The organism is Aliiglaciecola aliphaticivorans (genome assembly GCF_054782055.1).
The window spans coordinates 1-19,086 of record NZ_BAAGTF010000037.1 but is presented as its reverse complement, the minus strand read 5'-3'; the positions used below and the strand labels follow the sequence as shown (position 1 = coordinate 19,086).

At 41.7% G+C, this 19,086-nt stretch carries 18 protein-coding genes and 1 tRNA gene; 8 read left to right on the top strand and 11 right to left on the bottom strand.

Annotated elements, in window-relative coordinates; genetic code table 11:
* Positions 1 to 481: 481 nt before the first annotated feature.
* Entirely contained in the window at positions 482 to 1,231 is a 750-nt protein-coding gene (locus ACYVIL_RS16900) for a glutathione peroxidase (RefSeq protein ID WP_303470707.1), read from the bottom strand.
* A 450-nt stretch (positions 1,232 to 1,681) separates the two neighbouring features.
* Between ACYVIL_RS16900 and asnB the strand changes: the two genes are divergently transcribed.
* The gene (gene asnB, locus ACYVIL_RS16895) at positions 1,682 to 3,349 is read left to right on the top strand and encodes an asparagine synthase B (RefSeq protein WP_303470709.1); all 1,668 of its coding nucleotides are present in this window, start codon (positions 1,682 to 1,684) and stop codon (positions 3,347 to 3,349) included.
* 333 nt (positions 3,350 to 3,682) lie between these two features.
* Here the strand turns inward: asnB and ACYVIL_RS16890 are convergent, their stop codons facing one another.
* The 3 genes from ACYVIL_RS16890 to queE are packed head-to-tail and all read right to left on the bottom strand — an operon-like array spanning position 3,683 to position 5,643.
* Positions 3,683 to 4,525 carry a type 2 periplasmic-binding domain-containing protein gene (locus tag ACYVIL_RS16890; protein WP_303470710.1) on the bottom strand — a complete coding sequence of 281 codons (843 nt, stop codon included), beginning with the start codon at positions 4,523 to 4,525 and terminating at the stop codon, positions 3,683 to 3,685.
* Between the two features lie 3 nt (positions 4,526 to 4,528).
* Positions 4,529 to 4,945, bottom strand: a complete 417-nt coding sequence (locus ACYVIL_RS16885; protein ID WP_303470712.1) for a hypothetical protein — start codon at positions 4,943 to 4,945, stop codon at positions 4,529 to 4,531.
* 14 nt (positions 4,946 to 4,959) lie between these two features.
* A complete protein-coding gene (queE, locus tag ACYVIL_RS16880; protein WP_303470839.1) occupies positions 4,960 to 5,643 on the bottom strand; it encodes a 7-carboxy-7-deazaguanine synthase QueE in 684 nt (227 codons plus the stop codon).
* A gap of 113 nt (positions 5,644 to 5,756) precedes the next feature.
* Here queE and queC point away from each other — a divergent pair, with 113 nt between their 5' ends.
* Genes queC through hemW form a run of 3 tightly spaced genes read left to right on the top strand, consistent with a single transcriptional unit; the run spans position 5,757 to position 8,184 of the window.
* Positions 5,757 to 6,413, top strand: coding sequence for a 7-cyano-7-deazaguanine synthase QueC (queC, locus tag ACYVIL_RS16875; RefSeq protein ID WP_303470715.1), 657 nt, complete (start codon positions 5,757 to 5,759; stop codon positions 6,411 to 6,413).
* Positions 6,414 to 6,427: 14 nt separating this feature from the next.
* Entirely contained in the window at positions 6,428 to 7,048 is a 621-nt protein-coding gene (locus ACYVIL_RS16870) for an XTP/dITP diphosphatase (RefSeq protein ID WP_303470840.1), read from the top strand.
* Entirely contained in the window at positions 7,045 to 8,184 is a 1,140-nt protein-coding gene (gene hemW, locus ACYVIL_RS16865; protein WP_460313617.1) for a radical SAM family heme chaperone HemW, read from the top strand. The genes ACYVIL_RS16870 and hemW overlap by 4 nt, the downstream gene beginning before the upstream one ends.
* 23 nt (positions 8,185 to 8,207) lie before the next feature.
* Here the strand turns inward: hemW and ACYVIL_RS16860 are convergent, their stop codons facing one another.
* From ACYVIL_RS16860 to ACYVIL_RS16830, 7 genes are all read right to left on the bottom strand, one after another.
* The gene (locus ACYVIL_RS16860) at positions 8,208 to 8,996 is read right to left on the bottom strand and encodes a DUF2884 family protein (protein ID WP_303470719.1); all 789 of its coding nucleotides are present in this window, start codon (positions 8,994 to 8,996) and stop codon (positions 8,208 to 8,210) included.
* A gap of 89 nt (positions 8,997 to 9,085) precedes the next feature.
* The gene (locus ACYVIL_RS16855) at positions 9,086 to 9,592 is read right to left on the bottom strand and encodes an Lcl C-terminal domain-containing protein (protein ID WP_303470721.1); all 507 of its coding nucleotides are present in this window, start codon (positions 9,590 to 9,592) and stop codon (positions 9,086 to 9,088) included.
* A gap of 1 nt (position 9,593) precedes the next feature.
* Positions 9,594 to 11,300, bottom strand: a complete 1,707-nt coding sequence (locus ACYVIL_RS16850; protein ID WP_460313615.1) for an Lcl C-terminal domain-containing protein — start codon at positions 11,298 to 11,300, stop codon at positions 9,594 to 9,596.
* Positions 11,301 to 11,431: 131 nt separating this feature from the next.
* Positions 11,432 to 11,914 carry a PAS domain-containing protein gene (locus tag ACYVIL_RS16845; protein WP_303470842.1) on the bottom strand — a complete coding sequence of 161 codons (483 nt, stop codon included), beginning with the start codon at positions 11,912 to 11,914 and terminating at the stop codon, positions 11,432 to 11,434.
* 2 nt (positions 11,915 to 11,916) lie between these two features.
* Entirely contained in the window at positions 11,917 to 12,912 is a 996-nt protein-coding gene (locus tag ACYVIL_RS16840) for a response regulator (RefSeq protein WP_460313613.1), read from the bottom strand.
* 756 nt (positions 12,913 to 13,668) lie between these two features.
* Complete coding sequence (locus ACYVIL_RS16835) at positions 13,669 to 14,007, bottom strand: DUF3718 domain-containing protein (protein ID WP_303470726.1); 339 nt, start codon at positions 14,005 to 14,007, stop codon at positions 13,669 to 13,671.
* Positions 14,008 to 14,434: 427 nt separating this feature from the next.
* Complete coding sequence (locus ACYVIL_RS16830) at positions 14,435 to 14,764, bottom strand: hypothetical protein (RefSeq protein WP_303470727.1); 330 nt, start codon at positions 14,762 to 14,764, stop codon at positions 14,435 to 14,437.
* 354 nt (positions 14,765 to 15,118) lie between these two features.
* On the opposite strand from ACYVIL_RS16830, the gene ACYVIL_RS16825 reads away from it, so the two are divergent.
* The 4 genes from ACYVIL_RS16825 (at position 15,119) to ACYVIL_RS16810 (ending at position 18,966) form a co-directional block, all read left to right on the top strand.
* Positions 15,119 to 16,531 (top strand): YdgA family protein, encoded by a 1,413-nt coding sequence (locus ACYVIL_RS16825; RefSeq protein WP_303470729.1) that lies wholly within the window; start codon positions 15,119 to 15,121, stop codon positions 16,529 to 16,531.
* A gap of 176 nt (positions 16,532 to 16,707) precedes the next feature.
* Positions 16,708 to 16,784: transfer RNA gene (locus ACYVIL_RS16820), tRNA-Ile, on the top strand.
* A 546-nt stretch (positions 16,785 to 17,330) separates the two neighbouring features.
* Entirely contained in the window at positions 17,331 to 18,284 is a 954-nt protein-coding gene (locus tag ACYVIL_RS16815; protein ID WP_460313610.1) for a transposase, read from the top strand.
* A 439-nt stretch (positions 18,285 to 18,723) separates the two neighbouring features.
* Positions 18,724 to 18,966: a PAS domain-containing protein gene (locus ACYVIL_RS16810; RefSeq protein WP_460313608.1), complete on the top strand. Its 243-nt coding sequence runs from the start codon at positions 18,724 to 18,726 to the stop codon at positions 18,964 to 18,966.
* The last annotated feature ends 120 nt before the right edge of the window (positions 18,967 to 19,086 follow it).

The following is a 19,086-nucleotide window of genomic DNA, read 5'->3' as shown; positions in this document are numbered from 1 at the left end:
TTAGCTCAACGGATATTGCTACATAAACGTTTTAAAGTCACAGCAGCAATGCTCCTAGCAGCGCAAAATGCGCTACTCAAGGAAACAATATGTGTATAAAAAATGTGGGGAGCCTACAGCCTAAAGACCATGCTACAGAAAGGTTAACCTGTAGTCGGGTGCTTTAGCCCCGAGGCCCTCCGAAAAAAAACCCATGGCCTGAAGACCATGCTACAGAAAGGTTAACCTGTAGTCGGCGGCTTTAGCCCCGAAAAAATCCCAGAGAAAAACATGGCCTGTAGTCGGCGGCTTCAGCCCCGAGGCCACCCCGAAAAAAAGCCCAAAGAAAAACATGGCTTGTAGTCGGTGGCTTCAGCCCCGAGGCAATCATCGCCGAGAAAAAACCATGGCCGAAAACCCCATGGCCTAAAGACCATGCTACGGGTTTGTGGAGGCGAAAAAAAACGGGCGAGTGCCCGTTTTTTGGTTTGGTATTTATTGCTTAAGCTTTGAAATAAGCTTCCAAGTCTTCGCTTCCACCGATGTGTTTTCCACCGATGAATACCTGAGGCACAGTATCACGTCCGCTCACAGCTTTAAGCGTTGTCAACGTAGCTCCTGCTCCCATTACCACTTCTTCAAAGTCATAACCTTTGTCTTTCAACAATGCTTTGGCTTTGGAGCAGAAAGGACAACCAGGTTTAGAGAAAACAGTCACGGCTTCTGGCTTAGCTGCTCCTGGTGCAACATATTCAAGCATAGTGTCGGCGTCAGATACTTCAAACGGGTCGCCTGGTAAGTCTGGTTCGATAAACATTTTGTCGACCACGCCGTCTTTTACCAACATGGAATAGCGCCAGCTGCGCTTGCCGAACCCAAGGTCATTTTTATCAACTAACAAACCCATGCCATCGGTAAATTCACCGTTTCCGTCTGGGATCAATGTAACATTGTCACTTTCTTGGTCCGCAGCCCATGCATTCATTACGAAGGTATCGTTTACAGACATACAAATAATGTCATCTACACCGTTATCTTTAAACGTTTTTGCCAACTCATTGTAACGCGGCAAGTGAGTAGATGAACAAGTTGGCGTAAATGCGCCTGGAAGGGAGAAAACGACAACGGTTTTTCCAGAAAAAAGTTCGTCGCTCGTCACGTTAACCCACTCGTCATTTCGACGTGTGCGGAAAGTAACTGATGGGACTTTTTGACCTGATTTGTCTTCAAAGTTAGGATTTGCTTGTGTCATGTAAATCTCCAATTAAATAAATAGTTTCGGCTAGTTGAGATAATAGTACATCGCATTATTGTTTGTGAATAGTGATTATAATCAATCACGTTAATCTAAAAAATAGATTAGAAAGATTTACTATTGCTAATCGCTTCAAAAGATAAACAAATTAATCGTTTCCATTATGAATAGATAATTCAGTAACTTTGTTACCCTAAGGTTACATATGGGTGTTATTTCCATCGAATTCAATGAAATTATTGTAAAGTTAGTGGCTTTATTAAAATAATTGAAAATAAATTACATATTATCCTTGCAATTTTTGCTCATGCTGGCAAATTCACCCGTTGGAAAAGGATATACGTCATAAAAATCTGAGCTGTTCGAAAAAGTTATTTCCTTTATCAGCCTCATTCTTGCGATACTTTTCCCTTACCTTAAACTTGGATATAAGAGAGATAAACCTTTATGTGTGGAATATTCGGCATTCTGGACATCAAAACTGATGTATCAGAACTTAGGACGCAAGCGTTAGAGCTTTCCAAATTGCTACGCCATCGTGGCCCTGACTGGTCAGGCGTTTGGAATAATAATAGCGCTATCTTGAGTCACGAACGCTTGGCGATCGTAGACGTGGATACTGGAGCGCAACCTTTAATTAGCCGCAATAATAATCACGTTCTGGCTGTCAATGGTGAAATCTATAACCACAAAGCGTTAGAAAAAGATCTTGCGCAACCTTACGACTTCAAAACAAAGTCTGACTGTGAAGTGATTCTTCCTTTATATCAGCAAAAAGGCATTGAGTTTATCGATGAGCTTCAAGGCATGTTCGCATTCATTTTATATGATGAAGAGCAAGATGCTTATTTAATCGCCCGTGACCATATTGGTATCATTCCTCTCTATACTGGCTTTGATGAACATGGAAATTTCTATGTTGCCTCGGAAATGAAAGCCTTGGTGCCAGTATGTAAAACTGTTTCAGAGTTTCCCCCAGGTCATTACCTGTGGAGCAAAACTGGCGAGTTGAAAAAATACTACCAGCGCGACTGGATGTCTTATGACGCAGTTAAAGACAACACCACAGACTTAGACGAGTTGAAAACCGCTTTTGAAAAGTCAGTGAAGTCGCACATGATGTCAGATGTACCTTACGCGGTATTGTTATCCGGTGGCTTAGATTCATCATTAGTATCTGCGATTGCCGCGAAGTACGTTGCCAAGCGAATTGAAGATGAAGATAAGTCAGACGCATGGTGGCCTCGCCTGCATTCATTTGCAGTGGGTTTAGAAGGTGCGCCAGATTTAGTTGCGGCTAAAAAAGTGGCCGACATGATAGGCACAGTGCATCATGAAATTCATTTCACTATTCAAGAAGGAATTGATGCCATTCGTGACGTTATTTACTATCTTGAAACTTACGACACAACAACCATCCGTGCTGCTACGCCAATGTATCTAATGAGCCGTAAAATCAAGGCTATGGGTATTAAGATGGTTCTGTCTGGTGAAGGTGCAGATGAAATATTTGGTGGTTATTTGTATTTCCATAAAGCGCCAAATGCAAAAGAATTTCATGAAGAGACAGTGCGAAAATTAGACCGTCTGCATATGTTTGATTGTGCTCGTGCAAACAAAGCAACTGCAGCTTGGGGTGTAGAGGCACGAGTTCCGTTCTTAGATAAAGAATTCTTAGATGTGGCTATGCGTCTTAACCCTCAAGATAAAATGTGTCTTGATGGCAAAATGGAAAAATGGATCCTGCGTAAAGCCTTTGATAACGGCGAATACTTGCCTGCTGAAGTATTGTGGCGTCAAAAAGAACAATTCGGTGACGGTGTAGGCTATTCTTGGATTGATTCAATCAAAGATTATGTTGATAACGAAGTGACTGACCAGCAACTTGCTACCGCTGAGTTCCGTTTCCCACACAATACACCAGATACCAAAGAAGGTTACTTCTATCGCACCATTTTTGAAGGCTATTTCCCACAAGAAAGTGCGGCAAACTGTGTACCAGGCGGAAAATCAATCGCTTGTAGTACAGTAGAAGCTTTAGAGTGGGATGAAAGCTTTAAGAATATGGCAGATCCTTCAGGACGCTCGGTGATCAGTGTTCACGGTAAATCGTAAATATTCCGTTATATGAAAATGGGGCTTTTATAGCCCCATTTTTTTGTCCAAAATAAAGCCCGCGAAAAAATCCATGGCCATAAACCCCATGGCCTAAAGACCATGCTACAGGGGGAATCTTGTAGGCGGCGGCTTTAGCCCCGCGAAAAAATCCCATGGCCTAAAGACCATGCTACAGGGGATTATAAATCCATGGAATGTTACCTGTAGGCGGGTGCTTTAGCCCCGCGCCAATCATTGTCATGAAAAATCTCATGGCGAAAACCTCATGGCCTAAAGACCATGCTACGGGTGATGATAAATCCCATGGCCTAAAGACCATGCTACATGAGGTTAGTACCAGAGTTCTTTGCGGTCGATGGGCGTTTCTGGGGCGATTAAGGGGTTGTCGATTTGGAAAAAGAATCGCTTGTCCATATTTGAGCGTTTAAAAATATCGTTGAATTCTTCTAAAAATAACTTATCAAACTCTCCATTGGCGATGGCTTTTTCCAAGCCATTTTCTAACAATTTCCCGAGCGTTCGATTGCTTTTATTGACAAAAAAGTACATTGCGGCGGGATACTTAACTCCCAATGTGGGTTCAACAACAATGGATTTATCCATGAAATCCGCATCGTATTCTTTCCAAACCTCAATAATCGAACGGGGAACAAAGTCTCCTTGATTATTTGCCAACATACTAAATATATTTGAATAATTTTTTGAAGTGACAACATCGAAGCCGTTGGACTGCAATATTTTGGTATCTGGCCAATCAAAACCTTGAATGGGTTTGAATTTAAGTAAGTTTTGCATCGTATCGATGTTCTTAAATTTAGCCAGTTGATTTTTCTTTACTAAAAATACCCGCCAACCAATGAGTCCTTTGTATATAGGGATTCGAATTGGAAGTAATCGATTCTCTCTATCTGTATCAGTCATGCTCCAAACCACATTAACCGAACGGTTCTCGGCCAATTGCTTTAGGGACTTTTCTTGCGACATAACAACACTAGCAGCCTGTAATTCGTAGCTTACACCGGTTTGTTCCAATGCCAAAGCCAACAGTTTAACTGGATATTCTTGACGGCGATCATTATCGGTCATAGGTCGAGGATAGGTAATCTCCCATGTTGCTGCTGAGGCAAAATGGCCAAAAAATGACAAGAGCATCAATCCAATTAACTGTTTCATAACTTAATTCCAGTGTCGTTTCATCATCTGATTAAATTGTTTGTCTTCATCATCTATTACAATAACAAGAATTTTAAACAAATTTACTTCATCTAATTCCAAGGTATAAGAACAATAGCAACTAAATACATCTTTTCCATTTTGATCACACAAGGTCCATCGTACTTTCACAAAAATAACACTCTCAGATAGGCGCATTGATTGAATAATCTTAGGAGTATATTTGGCTATTCCCCCCGCTTTTAAGCCATTAATGAGATCAAGATTAATCTCATCAATATCCTTTTGTGAGTGACAGATCTTCTTGCTTTCATCGGTCACTATAACCAAGGGTTTTCCAGAAAATTTTCCCATTTCACTGATTAACCCTTGATTTAACGTTTCAGAATAGTTCTCAAAAAACTTCTCAATTTTTTCCAATTACAGATACTCCCTTACTCAATGCCAATAAATTTATGGGTTTGTAAAGACAAGCGCCAATTTTTTGCAATACAGGTTTTCACTGCCAATTCAGTCGCTCTTTTTTGCTGACTGATGGGCTGTAGATAAACTAAAGGTGCAGGCTCTTGTTTAGCCCAAACTAATAATTCTTCCAATTCTGCAATATGTTTTTCCATGGCGATGGGATGCTTAATTTCGTTTGCTCGTAATATGGCATCTTCGCGGACAGCAAATCCGCCTTTCATATCAACTTTAGGTGACACTGTGACCCAAGTCTTTGGGCTAACTTTAATCTCAAATGTTCCACTGGTTTCAACAGAAACTGAATAGCCATGGGCAAACAACGCCTCACATAATGGACGTAAATCGTACATACAAGGCTCACCGCCGGTTAAAATGACATTTTTTGCCTGATAATTTTGTTCTTTGAACAAATTTAACAATTGCGCAATTGAAGTGGAAAACCAGCTTTCAGATTCAGCAGTTTCTGCCATGACTTGCTCAGCATCCACTTGAAATTGCGGGTCCAATGTCCAGGTATGCTTAGTGTCGCACCAAGCACAGCCAACCGGGCACCCTTGTAATCGCACAAAGATAGACGGCACACCGGTTAATGCCCCTTCACCTTGAATCGACTCGAAGACTTCATTAATTTTATATTCTATGGGAGTTTGCAAATAGACTTCCTCTAGCACTTTGACTCGCTTAACGGCATAATTCGCCTTTTTACGGTTTGCAGTCAAAGATTTGTTACTGCATTAAAACAATAGATTATAGAGAAGCAAGGCAAATGTCACAAAAGGTAGTGGTAATTTTTTCAGGTGGGATGGATTCTTTCACTGTACTTAACAAAGTCATACGCGAAGGTTATGAAGTCTATGCCCTGTCTTTCGACTACGGCCAGCGTCATAATAAAGAGCTGACTTACGCGGCAAATGTGTGTAAAGAGCTAAACATAGCGCATAAAATCGTCGATATATCCGCGATAAACCAGCTAATTGGTGGTTCATCTTTAACCTCAGACATCGATGTGCCCGAAGGCCATTATGAACAAGAAAGCATGAAGACCACGGTTGTTCCTAATCGCAATATGATTTTATTGTCGATGGCCGTGGGATACGCTGTTTCTCTGGAGGCCAATAAAGTATTTTATGGTGCCCATTCAGGTGACCATGCGATTTACCCCGATTGCCGTCCCGAATTTGTCCACAGAATGAATGACGTATGTGCCATTGCAAATTATGAAGCCGTTGAAATTGCTTGCCCCTATTTAGATGTTAGCAAAACCGATATCCTCACCGACGGTTTAAAAATGGGATTAGACTACAACAAGACATGGACATGTTATAACGGTCGTGAAAAAGCCTGCGGTAAATGTGGCGCTTGTCAGGAGCGACTCGAAGCCTTTGCACACAACAATGCAACCGATCCCCTCGCCTACGAATAAAACGAGTAACAATGATGTCCAATGAAAAGCAAAAAGTGGTTTTAGCAACGGGTAACAAAGGTAAGGTTAGGGAATTCGAACGCCTGCTTGAAAACTTCCCTTATACAGTAGTGCCGCAAAGTGAATTTGATCTGCCTGAAGCAGAAGAAACGGGCACTACCTTCGTGGAAAACGCGATTATCAAGGCTCGGCACGCTGCTAAATTAACTGGACTACCAGCCATCGCAGATGACTCAGGTTTGGCCGTAGACGCCCTCGGGGGAGCCCCTGGCGTCTATTCATCACGATATGCGGGAGTTGACGCTGACGATCAGCAAAACCTTGAGAAGCTGTTAACTGAAATGCAGGGCGTGGCAGATGAAAATCGCGCCGCGCGGTTTTTATGCGTCATTGTATTTATGCAGTCGGCACAAGATCCAACCCCAATAATTTGCCAAGGCGAATGGCACGGCCATATTAGTCAGGTGCGTCGCGGAGAAAAAGGCTTTGGCTATGATCCGGTGTTTTGGGTGTCTTCACAAAATCAAACCGCAGCCCAACTGCCAGCGGAAGTGAAAAACCGACTTAGTCACCGTGGCAAAGCTATGGCGAAACTATTGGAGAGTTTGTCAGACAAAATTGGGTTAATGGATTGATCGCGCCACCGCTATCCCTTTATATTCACATTCCCTGGTGTGTTCAGAAATGTCCATACTGTGATTTTAATTCCCATGGAATGAAACAAGCGATTCCAGAAAAAGAATATGTTCAGCACCTATTGGCCGATCTTGAATTCGATGCAAAACAGGTGCAAGATCGTCAGGTAAATACGATTTTTATTGGTGGCGGAACCCCGAGTTTACTCAGTGCAGACGCACTAAGTACGCTGTTAACGGGTGTTAAGCAACGGATAAATTTAGCCCCTGATGCAGAGATCACCTTAGAAGCGAACCCTGGCACAGTGGAAAGCCAAAAATTCAGTGATTTTAGTCACGCTGGAGTGAATCGTATTTCCATTGGAGTGCAGAGTTTCCAGCCTGAAAAGCTCCTTGCCTTGGGACGTATACATGACGACTCCCAAGCCCTAAACGCCGCACAATTTGCCAGAAATGCTGGGTTAAATAGCTTCAATTTAGACTTGATGCACGGCTTACCTAATCAATCCATTGAGGATGCCTTGAGCGATTTGCAAACAGCCATTTTACAACGGCCCCCGCATCTATCATGGTATCAATTGACCATTGAGCCTAATACGCAATTTCATTCCAAGCCGCCAACTTTACCCGATGACGATATTCTGTGGGATATCCAGGAACAAGGGCAAGTTTTACTCGATGCGGCAGGCTATAAACAATATGAAATTAGTGCATACAGCCTTCCCGGGCAGCAATGCCAGCATAATCTAAACTATTGGCGTTTCGGTGATTATTTAGGAATAGGTTGTGGTGCCCATAGCAAAATTAGTGATCCGGCAACTGGAAAGATAACGCGAACTGAGAAAGTGAAACATCCTCGCGGTTATATGGATTTAAGCAAAGATTATGCTTATAAAAGCTGGCAAGTGCCCCCTGAGGATATACCTTTTGAGTTTTTTATGAATCGATTACGCTTACTGGAAGCTTGTCCGAAACAGGATTATGAAATGCTGACAGGGCAAACCCTTAGCAAAGCTTTACAGCAAAACTTGCAAATTGCGCTACACAAGGGATTAATTTCTGAGACGCAAGATGCGTGGCAATTAACCTTATTAGGAAAGCGCTATCTGAATACGCTGTTAGAAACCCTAGTTTGAATTAACAAACACGTGGATGAAGATTAATTTGAAGTTTTGGTTTTTGAAGTAATGATGACATTGATATCACTAAGTGCTGGAACATTTGCCCGTAAGTCTTCTTCTATGCGGTCTAGATGATTCATTTTTTTGCAAAACCAGTGGGCTTTTTTACGCAAATATTGCGCTTTTGAGCCTACTTGCCTTTCCAGCTCCTGTCCCATTGCTTCTATACGTTGGGATAAATCATCCACTTTTTGCTCAGTTTCCTCGCCACTTCCGTCACTTAACCCGCCAATAGCCGACAATACGCCACCTAACGAGGTGTTAAATGCTTTTTCTAGTTGTGCTTCTATTTCTTCATCAACTAAATCATTCACATTTTCTAAGCGTCCTGGGCCGATGTAAAAATTTTCATTCGCTTGAATGAATCTTTCTTTAATTCGATTTTGCACCCGCTGTAGGGACGATTGGACTTCTTCGTAATTTGTATTATCAACACCAACCAGGCCTTGGTAAACATGTTCAACGGTTTCTACAGCCAGTTGTACCCCTTCAGTAGCCAGAATAATCATTTTCGGCACCACATAATGAATACCCGTAGAGAAGTCTTCTAGCTCCCTTTGCTGTTCATCAGCCAGTTGAACAACGTCTCCTAACACAATTAATTGATTGGTATCGTTGATTTGATAAACCGTGCGGTTGTGATCATCCACAACACGGATCTGGCGCTCGTTTACTACCACTCCGTATTTGAGATCTATGTCACATTTGAGATCCGCAAAACTGGTCAGCGGAAAAATCAAACAGATTGTTAACAGCAAAGCTCGCATTCATACACACCTAAAATAATCTAAGGCTATTGTGAACCCAAACTTGCTGGAAAAAAAGTGGGGAATAGATAAGCCGAATAAAATATAAGTTAATCGGCAGTGCGCACTAATCTAACAAACACAAACAGGTCTTTTTGTTTTATGGAATTACTACTATTAAAAAATGCCACAACCCAAGCCCGCTGCGGATCTGATAATGAAGGTGTGGAACTCCAATAGTCATCTGACGGGGTATTGGGAAAGCGTGTTTCATTAATGGCCGGTCGCACACATTGTCTTTCTGTCAGGCTCGCCAGTTCTTTGACATTGGGCAATCGCCATCCGTCTAAACTGGCGAACTCGTAGCCGTGGGCTTGCTGCAAGGCCTGTTGCCAGGTCAAGGCATCAGCATCACCGGTACAACTGCCGTTTTCCCAAGTTTGACCTATGCTACATTGCATCCACATTAAGTCGTGATCGGTGTCGGTCACAGTGCCATCACCATTATCAACGAATTGCGTCTCAGAAGCAGTTTCAGGTGCATCAGACAAACAGGTTTGCGCACTTGCCATCCCTGTTAACAACGACATAGCACAAGCAAATAGGGTAAATTTCATCTTAACGTCCTCCTCGTACTAAGCGCACTTTGCCTAAGGTAGATTTATTTAAAAAGTTATCGTTGCCAGTGGAGAAATCAATGGCCCATGCGGTTTGCGAGGTATCATCTGAGACGCCATCAGCACTTGGTTGGCTGGTCCAATACCAAAGGGGTGAGGTCACAAAATCGTCAGTGTAAGGAAAATAATTTACATCTATTTTTGTCCCCGTGACATTGCCGTAATGCACCAAGGATAACAATTCGTTGTGGGTAGGTAATCGCCAGTCGTAGAAGTTACACAGTCCTGCTTGATTCACTGCAGCGACAAAAGACTCAGTATCACATTGGTCGTTGTCACAAGTTAACCCTGCACTGCCCTCGGCCCCTTCGTAGCCACCGTTAAGGTCTTCCTGGTACCAGCTAAATGCATGCTCAGCACCGTGTAACTCGCTATCATCGGTTTTCACTTCCCATACCAATCCGGTGGTATTGTCGCGCACACAACTCCAATCTTCGCTGGTCTCGTCTTGTTCGTCTCCAATGGCATCTAGTTTAGTGAAGTCAAAGCCTTGTTCACCTCGTCCCGCTTTTTCTAACAAGCCATTTTCACTAATAATATCTTGCCCCCGTTGGCCATCTTGCCCTGGATAATCTGGCTGATGCCCGGTGCCATTCTCACTAACTGAGGCTTGCAAAGTCACCCCAGTATCATTCAAATTGCTAATGGGCAATGGTTTGATGCGCACGTTAATGCTGTCTTCTACTTCATTGCCGAAACTATCGGTGACCACTAAGGTAAAGGTAATTAACTCTGTTTGTGTTACTAGCGGTGCAACTGCATAGGTTTGCTGTGCACTACGATTATTAATATCTGGTACTAGCTCTGAATCATTTAACCAGTCGTATACCAAAGGCAGCCCTTCAGGAATACTGGTGCTAGCTTCCCCTGTTAGCAAAATAATTTCCCCTGAATACACCTGATGATCAACGCCAGCATCCACAACCGGCTGAGTTTGACTGGCACTTAATACGTTGAGTGTAATGGCAGCGGTGTCTTGGGCCCCTTCCTGGTCTGTTACCGTTAATTCAAAGCTCAATGAATTGGCATCATCTAAAATTGGGGTAATAAAAGCGATGCTATCTCCGTCCAAACTGACACTATCTAACACCTCAACTCCGGCAGTTTGTTGCCAGCGCCATGCCGCTATTGGGTCAAGGCTGTCCGCAGGGTCAACATCACTGCTGGTGCTGCCATCTAGGGTGACTTCAATGCCAGCGGGATAGCTGCCTGTGGTGACTGGATCAAGTACTTCTATTAAGGCGCTTGGTTGTTCATTAACTGGATTGATTACATACTCAACTGTATCCGAGCCTTGATTTCCATTTTCATCTGTTACGACTAAGGTCAACACATAGGTTAGATTTTCAGTGGTCGTGGGGGCAACAAAAGTGGCGGCAGACGAGTTCACATCTTCTTGGGTAATAGTGAGTGCGGGTGAGGCACTCCAAGTGTAGGTTAAAGTATCGGTGGTGCCTTGTGCGGTGGCGCTAAGCACCACAGTGCTCTGTTCATTCACACTCTGATTCGCACCCGCATTTACCAACACATCAGGGGTGGGTTGATCGGTATCGCTATCAAGGGAACTCCCTGAGCACCCAGTCATTATCAAGGCAAAAATGATTACAACCAGAACGTTGCTATGTCTACGAAATAAAGTATGTTTCAAGAAAAACCCCATAATTGACGGCTCACTATTGGTGGATAAGCAAATCAATATTCGCTTACATCATAGGGAGAATTTAGCAATTTATATACCAAAGGATGTGAAATGAGATTCACTGGGAGTGAACAACATGCTCAGGGTTTGAGTTTTTCTTCCAATGCATTCAACGTCACTTGCAGCGCTTCATAACTTTTTTTATTCTCCGCCACATCAGTAACATCGTAAATCATCATACAAATGGTAGTCACTTGGCCCGTGGCACTCGATAATGGCGAGATGGTGATATTTTGATACATGAAGTCTTCACACCCGGTAATAGGGCGGTAGTTCGGAAATCTAAATAAAAAAGGTCGCTGCTCCCAGGTCATAAATGCGCGAGTGCCTAATTCGAACACGGGGCGGGTTTTACGACGTAACCATTGGGAGTTTATGTCGGGGAATAGTTCGAACAAGCTTCTATTTTGTACATGGGAGGGTAACAAGCCACTATGACTTTCCATGAAAGCATTCCATACTTTCACCTCAAAGTTTTGATTTAGCACCACTATGCCAACATCAACGGTTTGCACCATATCCATCATCCAGTGGAATTCCGCCATATCGTCATGTTGAGGCACCATTACTCCTCCAATAAGTGTGACAGTTTATAATTCATGACTTGCATGGATTCTTCAGTAAATAACAACACTAAATCACATTGCACATTATAGCCCTCTAACCCATAACTAAGCTCAATAGCTAGGGTTCTGCGCCATTTAGCTTTATTGTTTGAAATCAGTTCCGAAACACTTCGGTGTTGTCCAAGCACCATGGGATGTCCCTGACTAAAATGTATATCAAGTTGAGTGGCAAAGCCTCTCAAACAGGTTCCAATTAAAATATTGGCGGCATCCATTAATAGTTCAAGTTGTACCTGATCGTCGACTTCCTCGGTAATGTCCATTATTTTAGCCACATCACCAAAGCTCGAATCACTTAATATGAACAGCGCTTCCCCCGACACTCCGGCACCTAAGAATCCTTGGCAAATACCCGATACAGAGTCTTTATCTTCTATATCTTGCAGCATCATGTGCAGCTCAGACACTTCAATAAGATTGACGTTGGGGATTGGCAGTTTCACAAATACGTTAAGCATTCGTGCAAGATGATCGCCCGCCTGCCCCATGGCAATATTGGTTATCTCTTGATAACAGTCTCGAATATCTGCAGTTAAAGAACTACTTAGAATTTGCTTTTCGGGGACCTCTTTGCCAATAAGTTTGTGTTTCACTAACACGTCATAAATGCGTTCAGGGTTAACTGGCTTTTCTATAAATTCGATAGCACCCAAGGCTTTTACTCTCTCGTGGGCAGTGGGCTGAACATCACCACTAATCACAATAACCTTAGAACTAAGTTGCTTTTTGTGGATCATTTTCAGGGTTTCATAGCCGTCCAGTACGGGCATATTGAGATCAAGAAACATAAGCTGCCCTTTCCCCTCCTCGATTGCAGCAATTGCCTCTTTCCCGTGTTTAGCAAAATGAATCGCAACCTGCCAATCTTGAGGAAGGCACTTAGCAACTTGTTTGCGTGCGACCATAGAATCGTCACATATCAACACTGAAAACATATTAATTCGTATTCTCTATTCAAATAAAAACGCCACGGAAAGACAAAGCTGCTCATCAAGGGTAAATTTTTTCAACAAAAAAGCAATAAATTCATCCGCTTATCAGATGCCTTATGTTAATAAATAGCAGCGTTTGAAAATTACACCAATTAAAATCCGTCTTTAGGACAGTTTTTGCTGTAAACCTAGGGGTGAGTACGAAAACAAATCACCAATGGCTCAGTTATTGTTTTGTTGAATCAATAGATGACAAAAAAAGAGGCTGCGTTTTGCAACTAACAGCCTCTATTTATTCCAGGAATTAATACATGTTTAAGAAATGAGTTTCAAAAGCATATATTCATCGGTTCACTACGCCGACGTTTTAATCTTTTCACACAATTCACCGTTTAACAGAAAATTGTGATGAAATCACACCATTTTGAGTTAAACACCTCCTTATTTAATTTACCTATTAATTCAGCACCCGTAGCATGGCCTTTAGGCCATAGATTTCAAAGGGATACATCCCCCCTGTAGCATGGCCTTAAGGCCATGGATTTTAAAGGCCCCCCCCGTAGCATGGTCTTTAGGCCATGGATTTTAAAGGGATACATCACCCCTGTAGCATGGCCTTTAGGCCATGGGGTTTTAGGCCATGGGGTTCTAGGCCATGGGGTTCTAGGCCATGTGTTTTCTTCACGCCAATGCTTGGTGCGGGGCTAAAGCCACCGCCTACAAGGCACATCCTCCACGACATAAATACCGTGCTACGGGCTATCTTTTGGCTAACATTTTGTCGTAATTAACATTTACTTTTCGGGCTAAAAATCCTGCGGTTTCGTGGGCGTCATGCATGGCCGCAAACTCAAGGGCTGATTGGCCATTGCACATCAATCCTTTCGCCACTTTCTTATAATTCAGGTTGCTGGACTTCACTGCTTTTTGCAGTTGTATGCGGCTATCACTTTTTAACGCTTTGCAAACTTTCACTAAGGACGCTTGTTGATAGGATGTTAGATGTGAAGCAGCGAACGCAGAATTACTTGCAAATGCGCCTAACATAATTGCAATTAACATGACTTTTTTATTGTTTACGCTATTCAGAATTTTCATTTCAGTTCCACCATCGATTAATTTTAATGAGTGCCTAAATAAAGACTATTCAGGCTAACATCCACCTTATTGCCAACTCCCAATTGCTCTAGAAACAAAGCAGACTTGATATTAAACGTAAGAGTAAAAAGAGGTTTCGCACAGCAAATATCGCTAAGTTACAGTTAGATGAGACCAAGCGATAAGCCGCTAAAAAAGCGCGATGGACTGTCGTGGAAAATGGTTAACTAACCTAACTTGAACACGCTTTGTTACATACAGGCAAAATTGAATTTACAGCAGTGAAGAGAAAAAAGACCAATTAAGGAAATAGTTGGCTGGTGAAATGAAGCAGACAAGAATAGATTAAAACTATCGGAGGAATATATAAATTTACAACATAAAAAACCAAGCAAAGCGGCCAACAAAGGCCACTCAGATAGATAGGCTAAAACGCGTTGTCTTGGTGAATTTTAATAAACAAAGGCGAGTCTATTTTACTGTAATCGATTTTATACTCTTTACCATTTAGGGTTTGTACGAAAATCAAAGTCTTTTCATCACCAAACACATCCGTGACAGTCACATCCACCATCTCGATATCTAGCAATTTTGCTTCGCGTTTGTTTTCTGGCACCTTACCAGTGAATTTCTTCAAGGCTTTATGGGTGACGAGTACTGGCGGATTTTCTTCGCCATTAAGAATGAGTAGATCCAATTTTCTTATCTTATGAATGATGGTATTTCTACCACTGACTAAGAAAGGTTTTTCAGTCATAAATGTCTCCGCAATGACGAACCGCCATTAAAAAAATTCTAAAGCTGCAACTATGATTTGAATGTAACAAAGTTCTTGCTCGCTTGCACCCCTATTTAATTGACTTGCAAGCATATTTACTACTTTTTATGATCATAACACGCTACTTAGCTAAGGGATGATTTAACAGAATATCAACATTTAGTTTATTAGATAAATTTTACGTTGGTCAAATCTCTCTTCGCAGTTTGTTTAATTGACCCTAACCCTGTGTCATAATTCTTAGCAACATTGGTAGGGCTAACACTTCTACTTCACTTTCAAAACCAAACCCGTTTAATGGTTTATCGACGCTTTTCAAGGACGTTTCAAATAATGAAAAAACGCTATATTGTATTCTCACTGATTTTGGCTGCCATACTTATTTTACCTAAATACTTCAGTTTACAGGTTAGAGGAAATATTGAGCAATATATTGCTGAAATCAACAAAATAAATGGCTATAACGTTGAAATGGTCGAATTAAATGACGGCTGGTTTAGTTCCAATGGGATCCTTAAAGTCAATATTTCATTTGCCCAATTAGGCGCAAATTCAGATTTACCCTGGGCTCAAGGCAATCCCGTATTCTTGGTAGACTTTATTTCCCACCATGGTCCTGTTATTTTCACCGATGGTTTCGACATTGGCTTATTCAATTTGGAGTTGCTCTATAAAGGTGACGAATTAAGAACTAAGCTAAATTGGCCAGAGAATAGCAATTTTTACGATCTGACTATTGGTCAAGGTCTTTTAGGTGGCTTTGATATGGAAGATCACATAGTGCCCTTCTCAGTTGTGGAAGAGAATCATAATCAAAATGTTGTATTTTCTGGTTATCAAGGAGAAGGTGAGCAATCCAGTGGCGGTTTTTCTTACGAAGGAGAAATGGGTTCTTTTTTGTATACTTCGGACGAAGGTAAATTCGAGATTGTTGATTTTGATATTGCAATGGAGTCCGATGGCGAAATATACGCAGCAATGAGTGGCGAGATTTTTGAATCGACTGCCGAAGTCAACGTTAATAAATTAAATGTTTTGACGGTGGGTGAATCTCAGCAGTCTTTTGAATTAGATGAACTATCTTTTTCGGTCTCCACCGACATCAATGAAGAAGAGCAATTCATGGATGTTGCTCAAAACCTCGAAATCGAGAGTATTTCAGCCATGGATTATGATGTCACAGACATTCAATTAGAGGTTGAAACAAACCGGTTAAGTATCCCATTCATCAAAGCCTACCAAGAGTTTGCTAAAAGTTTGTCAGGCATGGACGAAATCGAAATGAGGCAGCAATCAATGAGCTTTATGACCGATAGCCTATTGCCGCTGCTACAGAGCGCCCCTCAGGTAAATATCAGTAAGCTCTCGGCCAATCTACCCGAAGGAACGATATCAGGTTTTAGTAACAATCAATTAGTTGGCATTGATGCCCTACCGGATGCCACCGCAAACCCAAAATTTTGGATTGACCACACAGTCTCGGAAACCGAATTAGAAATGGATAAAGATGTAGCAAACGTTATATTCACTCGCTACGTTACCAATCAGTTGCAACTAAATCCGCAAACAGCTGAAATGTCGCAACAAGAAATAGAGCTGATAGCAGCACAGCAAGTCCCCAACATGATAGAAGGTTTGAAGCTACAAGGCTTTATTGTGGAAAAAGATGACAAGCTGTTATTGCATTTCTCACTTAAAGATGGAAATGCCGTATTGAACGATAATCCTATTCCTTTGCCTTATTAATAATTCGTGATACCCAGTAAAAGGTAACTGAACCGTTACCTTTTACTCTATTCGCAAGCAAAACGCACAAATATTAAGCAAACAGGATTATCTGTCATACAAAATAATGACAACACCGAAAAAACTGCTTATACTGCGCACCGATTTGGAAAACCTACTTCCAATCATCCTCAAATGGCCCGATAGCTCAGTTGGTTAGAGCATCCGACTCATAATCGGCAGGTCCCCTGTTCAAGTCAGGGTCGGGCCACCATTTTTCCAATTAAAATTGATGCCACAATTGCCCCCCAAATTCGGAAAAACCGTTAATTTTCTTGTGGAAATCTCAAACCTTTTTAATGATTTCCGCTTGACAAGATTCGCAGTTCCAACCGATAAAAATATCTTTTCCCAGAAGAGAAGGTGCTAGCCAAACAGCAACACCTGGAAGAAACGCCCATTTCATTCCGCTTACGAATAATAGTATAGAAAGCCCTGTTGTGATAATGATAAGAAAACCCCACGGAAGCATTGGCGCTTCGCGTCTAACTTCATGTAATTTATGCTCACAATTCTTACATTCGCGATCCGACTCTCTATACTTTAATTTTACACTCATTTTTAGCCTGCAGTTAATCTGTTGAATTATAAAAGAAAGTTCTTATTCTACTTTGAAATTATTTTTATTGCTTTACAAATTTCGTTACATTTCTATTTGCCGGTTCAAATATATAAATGTTAAACATGGACAGCCACAAACTAGACTCTAGGGTAACCCACATCAACTATGCTTAAATATTCTTAATTCAAGGAATGAATTATGCCATTGCCACGGAAGCGCCAAATCAGTCTTACAGACACCCCTTATTATCATTGCGTATCCCGTTGTGTTCGACGGGCTTTTTTGTGTGGCGAAGATAAACTGACTGGAAAAAGCTATGAGCATCGTCGCCAATGGGTGGAAGACAGATTGTTATTTTTGACCACGGTCTTTGCCATTGACGTGTGTGCGTATGCGGTGATGAGTAATCACACCCATGTGGTACTGCATGTTAATTCTGACAAAGCAAAACATTGGACGGATAAAGAGGTTGCTCAGCGCTGGCATATGCTTCACAAAGGGACTCTGCTTTCACAGAAGTTCACATCTGAGCAAGCTACTGAGCTTAGTAAGGCTGAACACATGACACTCCAGTCCACTTTATCCGTCTATCGAAGTCGATTAATCGATATCAGCTGGTTTATGCGAGAATTGAATGAGCCCATCGCCCGACAAGCAAACCAAGAAGATAACTGTACGGGGCATTTTTGGGAAGGGCGATTCAAGTCACAAGCACTGCTAGATGAGCATGCCTTGGCAGCATGTATGGTGTACGTAGATTTAAATCCAATACGGGCCAAAATGGCAACCACCCCAGAATCATCTCATCACACCAGCATAAAGCGCCGCATTCATGATTTTAAAAAAGGGTATCAGCCAACGACCCTCATGCCTTTTGTTGGTAACCTACAAAAGCCACAACCGTATGGATTAACATTCAACTTAGTCGACTATCTAAAATTGGTGGACCTATCGGGTCGCAGAATCAATCCTGACCAACGAGGGGCAATTGATATGTCTGAATCGCCCATATTGCAACGCTTAGGATTCGACGAACACACCTGGCAAGATATGTTTTTAACCTTTGAAACACATTTTAGTGTGGCAGCCGGACAAACAGACACTTTAAAGCACTACAAACGAAAACGTCGGCAAATGAGCTCATTGGGTTAACGCCCTTCTGAATCACTTTTCATTTCAGGCATTTTTTCACAAGAAGTAGGTTTAGCATCGCGCCAAATTCATCTCAATGATGCTCAGTCGCCAGAAATCGATGATTGCCGCATCTATTTACCTAAAATTCGAGCGCGTTAAAACGTTTTGTTAAGCCACACTAAAAATAATAAGTCGATATCACGAATACCTTAATAGTGCCTGTCCATGTTTAAAAAGATGCCTGTCCAAAATCAGACCACGTTGAATAATTTAAGACTGTGGTTTATTCTTGCCATCGAATGAGATGAAATTTTTAGCCTGAATCAAAATTATCAACCTAGGGATCCCCCTTTTTAAACTGAGTATTTTTGATCCAAGTAAGCAGGTTTCCAGTATCTAATCTAATGTTTCATTAAATTCACATTATACTCCCACTTATTTCTGGAATCTTGGCGTCATGTTGTTAGAAAATGAACTGTTACTAGAAATAATTGAACAACTCCCTATCGCAGTGTTCGCCAAAGACCCAAATGACAATTATCGATTTGTTATTTGGAATAAAAAAATGGCCTCCCTTTTTGAGAACCCCCGTGAGAACGTCATCGGAACCTCAGATTTTGATTTTTTTAATGATATTGAAGAAGCGAAAAAATTCAGACAAATAGATGAAGATGTAATGGCTCAGGGGAAAGTTATGTAATCCCCCCATTTTAAGCAGCAGTTATTCGTAGAAATTAATTAAGCCGCTCTCAATAGTTGTTTAGGTGGTACACCACCAATTGCCATATTAGGTCGTTCATTGTTGTAAAGCCAGAGCCAG

Excerpts from the sequence above, each read along its gene's own strand:
- asnB (WP_303470709.1), top strand. The coding sequence starts at position 1,682 with ATGTGTGGAATATTCGGCATTCTGGACATCAAAACTGATGTATCAGAA.
- ACYVIL_RS16835 (WP_303470726.1), bottom strand. The coding sequence starts at position 14,007 with ATGAAAATTCTGAATAGCGTAAACAATAAAAAAGTCATGTTAATTGCA.
- ACYVIL_RS16860 (WP_303470719.1), bottom strand. The coding sequence starts at position 8,996 with ATGCGAGCTTTGCTGTTAACAATCTGTTTGATTTTTCCGCTGACCAGT.
- ACYVIL_RS16810 (WP_460313608.1), top strand. The coding sequence starts at position 18,724 with ATGTTGTTAGAAAATGAACTGTTACTAGAAATAATTGAACAACTCCCT.
- ACYVIL_RS16840 (WP_460313613.1), bottom strand. The coding sequence starts at position 12,912 with ATGTTTTCAGTGTTGATATGTGACGATTCTATGGTCGCACGCAAACAA.
- ACYVIL_RS16825 (WP_303470729.1), top strand. The coding sequence starts at position 15,119 with ATGAAAAAACGCTATATTGTATTCTCACTGATTTTGGCTGCCATACTT.
- ACYVIL_RS16830 (WP_303470727.1), bottom strand. The coding sequence starts at position 14,764 with ATGACTGAAAAACCTTTCTTAGTCAGTGGTAGAAATACCATCATTCAT.
- ACYVIL_RS16900 (WP_303470707.1), bottom strand. The coding sequence starts at position 1,231 with ATGACACAAGCAAATCCTAACTTTGAAGACAAATCAGGTCAAAAAGTC.
- queC (WP_303470715.1), top strand. The coding sequence starts at position 5,757 with ATGTCACAAAAGGTAGTGGTAATTTTTTCAGGTGGGATGGATTCTTTC.
- ACYVIL_RS16815 (WP_460313610.1), top strand. The coding sequence starts at position 17,331 with ATGCCATTGCCACGGAAGCGCCAAATCAGTCTTACAGACACCCCTTAT.
- ACYVIL_RS16855 (WP_303470721.1), bottom strand. The coding sequence starts at position 9,592 with ATGAAATTTACCCTATTTGCTTGTGCTATGTCGTTGTTAACAGGGATG.
- ACYVIL_RS16890 (WP_303470710.1), bottom strand. The coding sequence starts at position 4,525 with ATGAAACAGTTAATTGGATTGATGCTCTTGTCATTTTTTGGCCATTTT.
- ACYVIL_RS16870 (WP_303470840.1), top strand. The coding sequence starts at position 6,428 with ATGTCCAATGAAAAGCAAAAAGTGGTTTTAGCAACGGGTAACAAAGGT.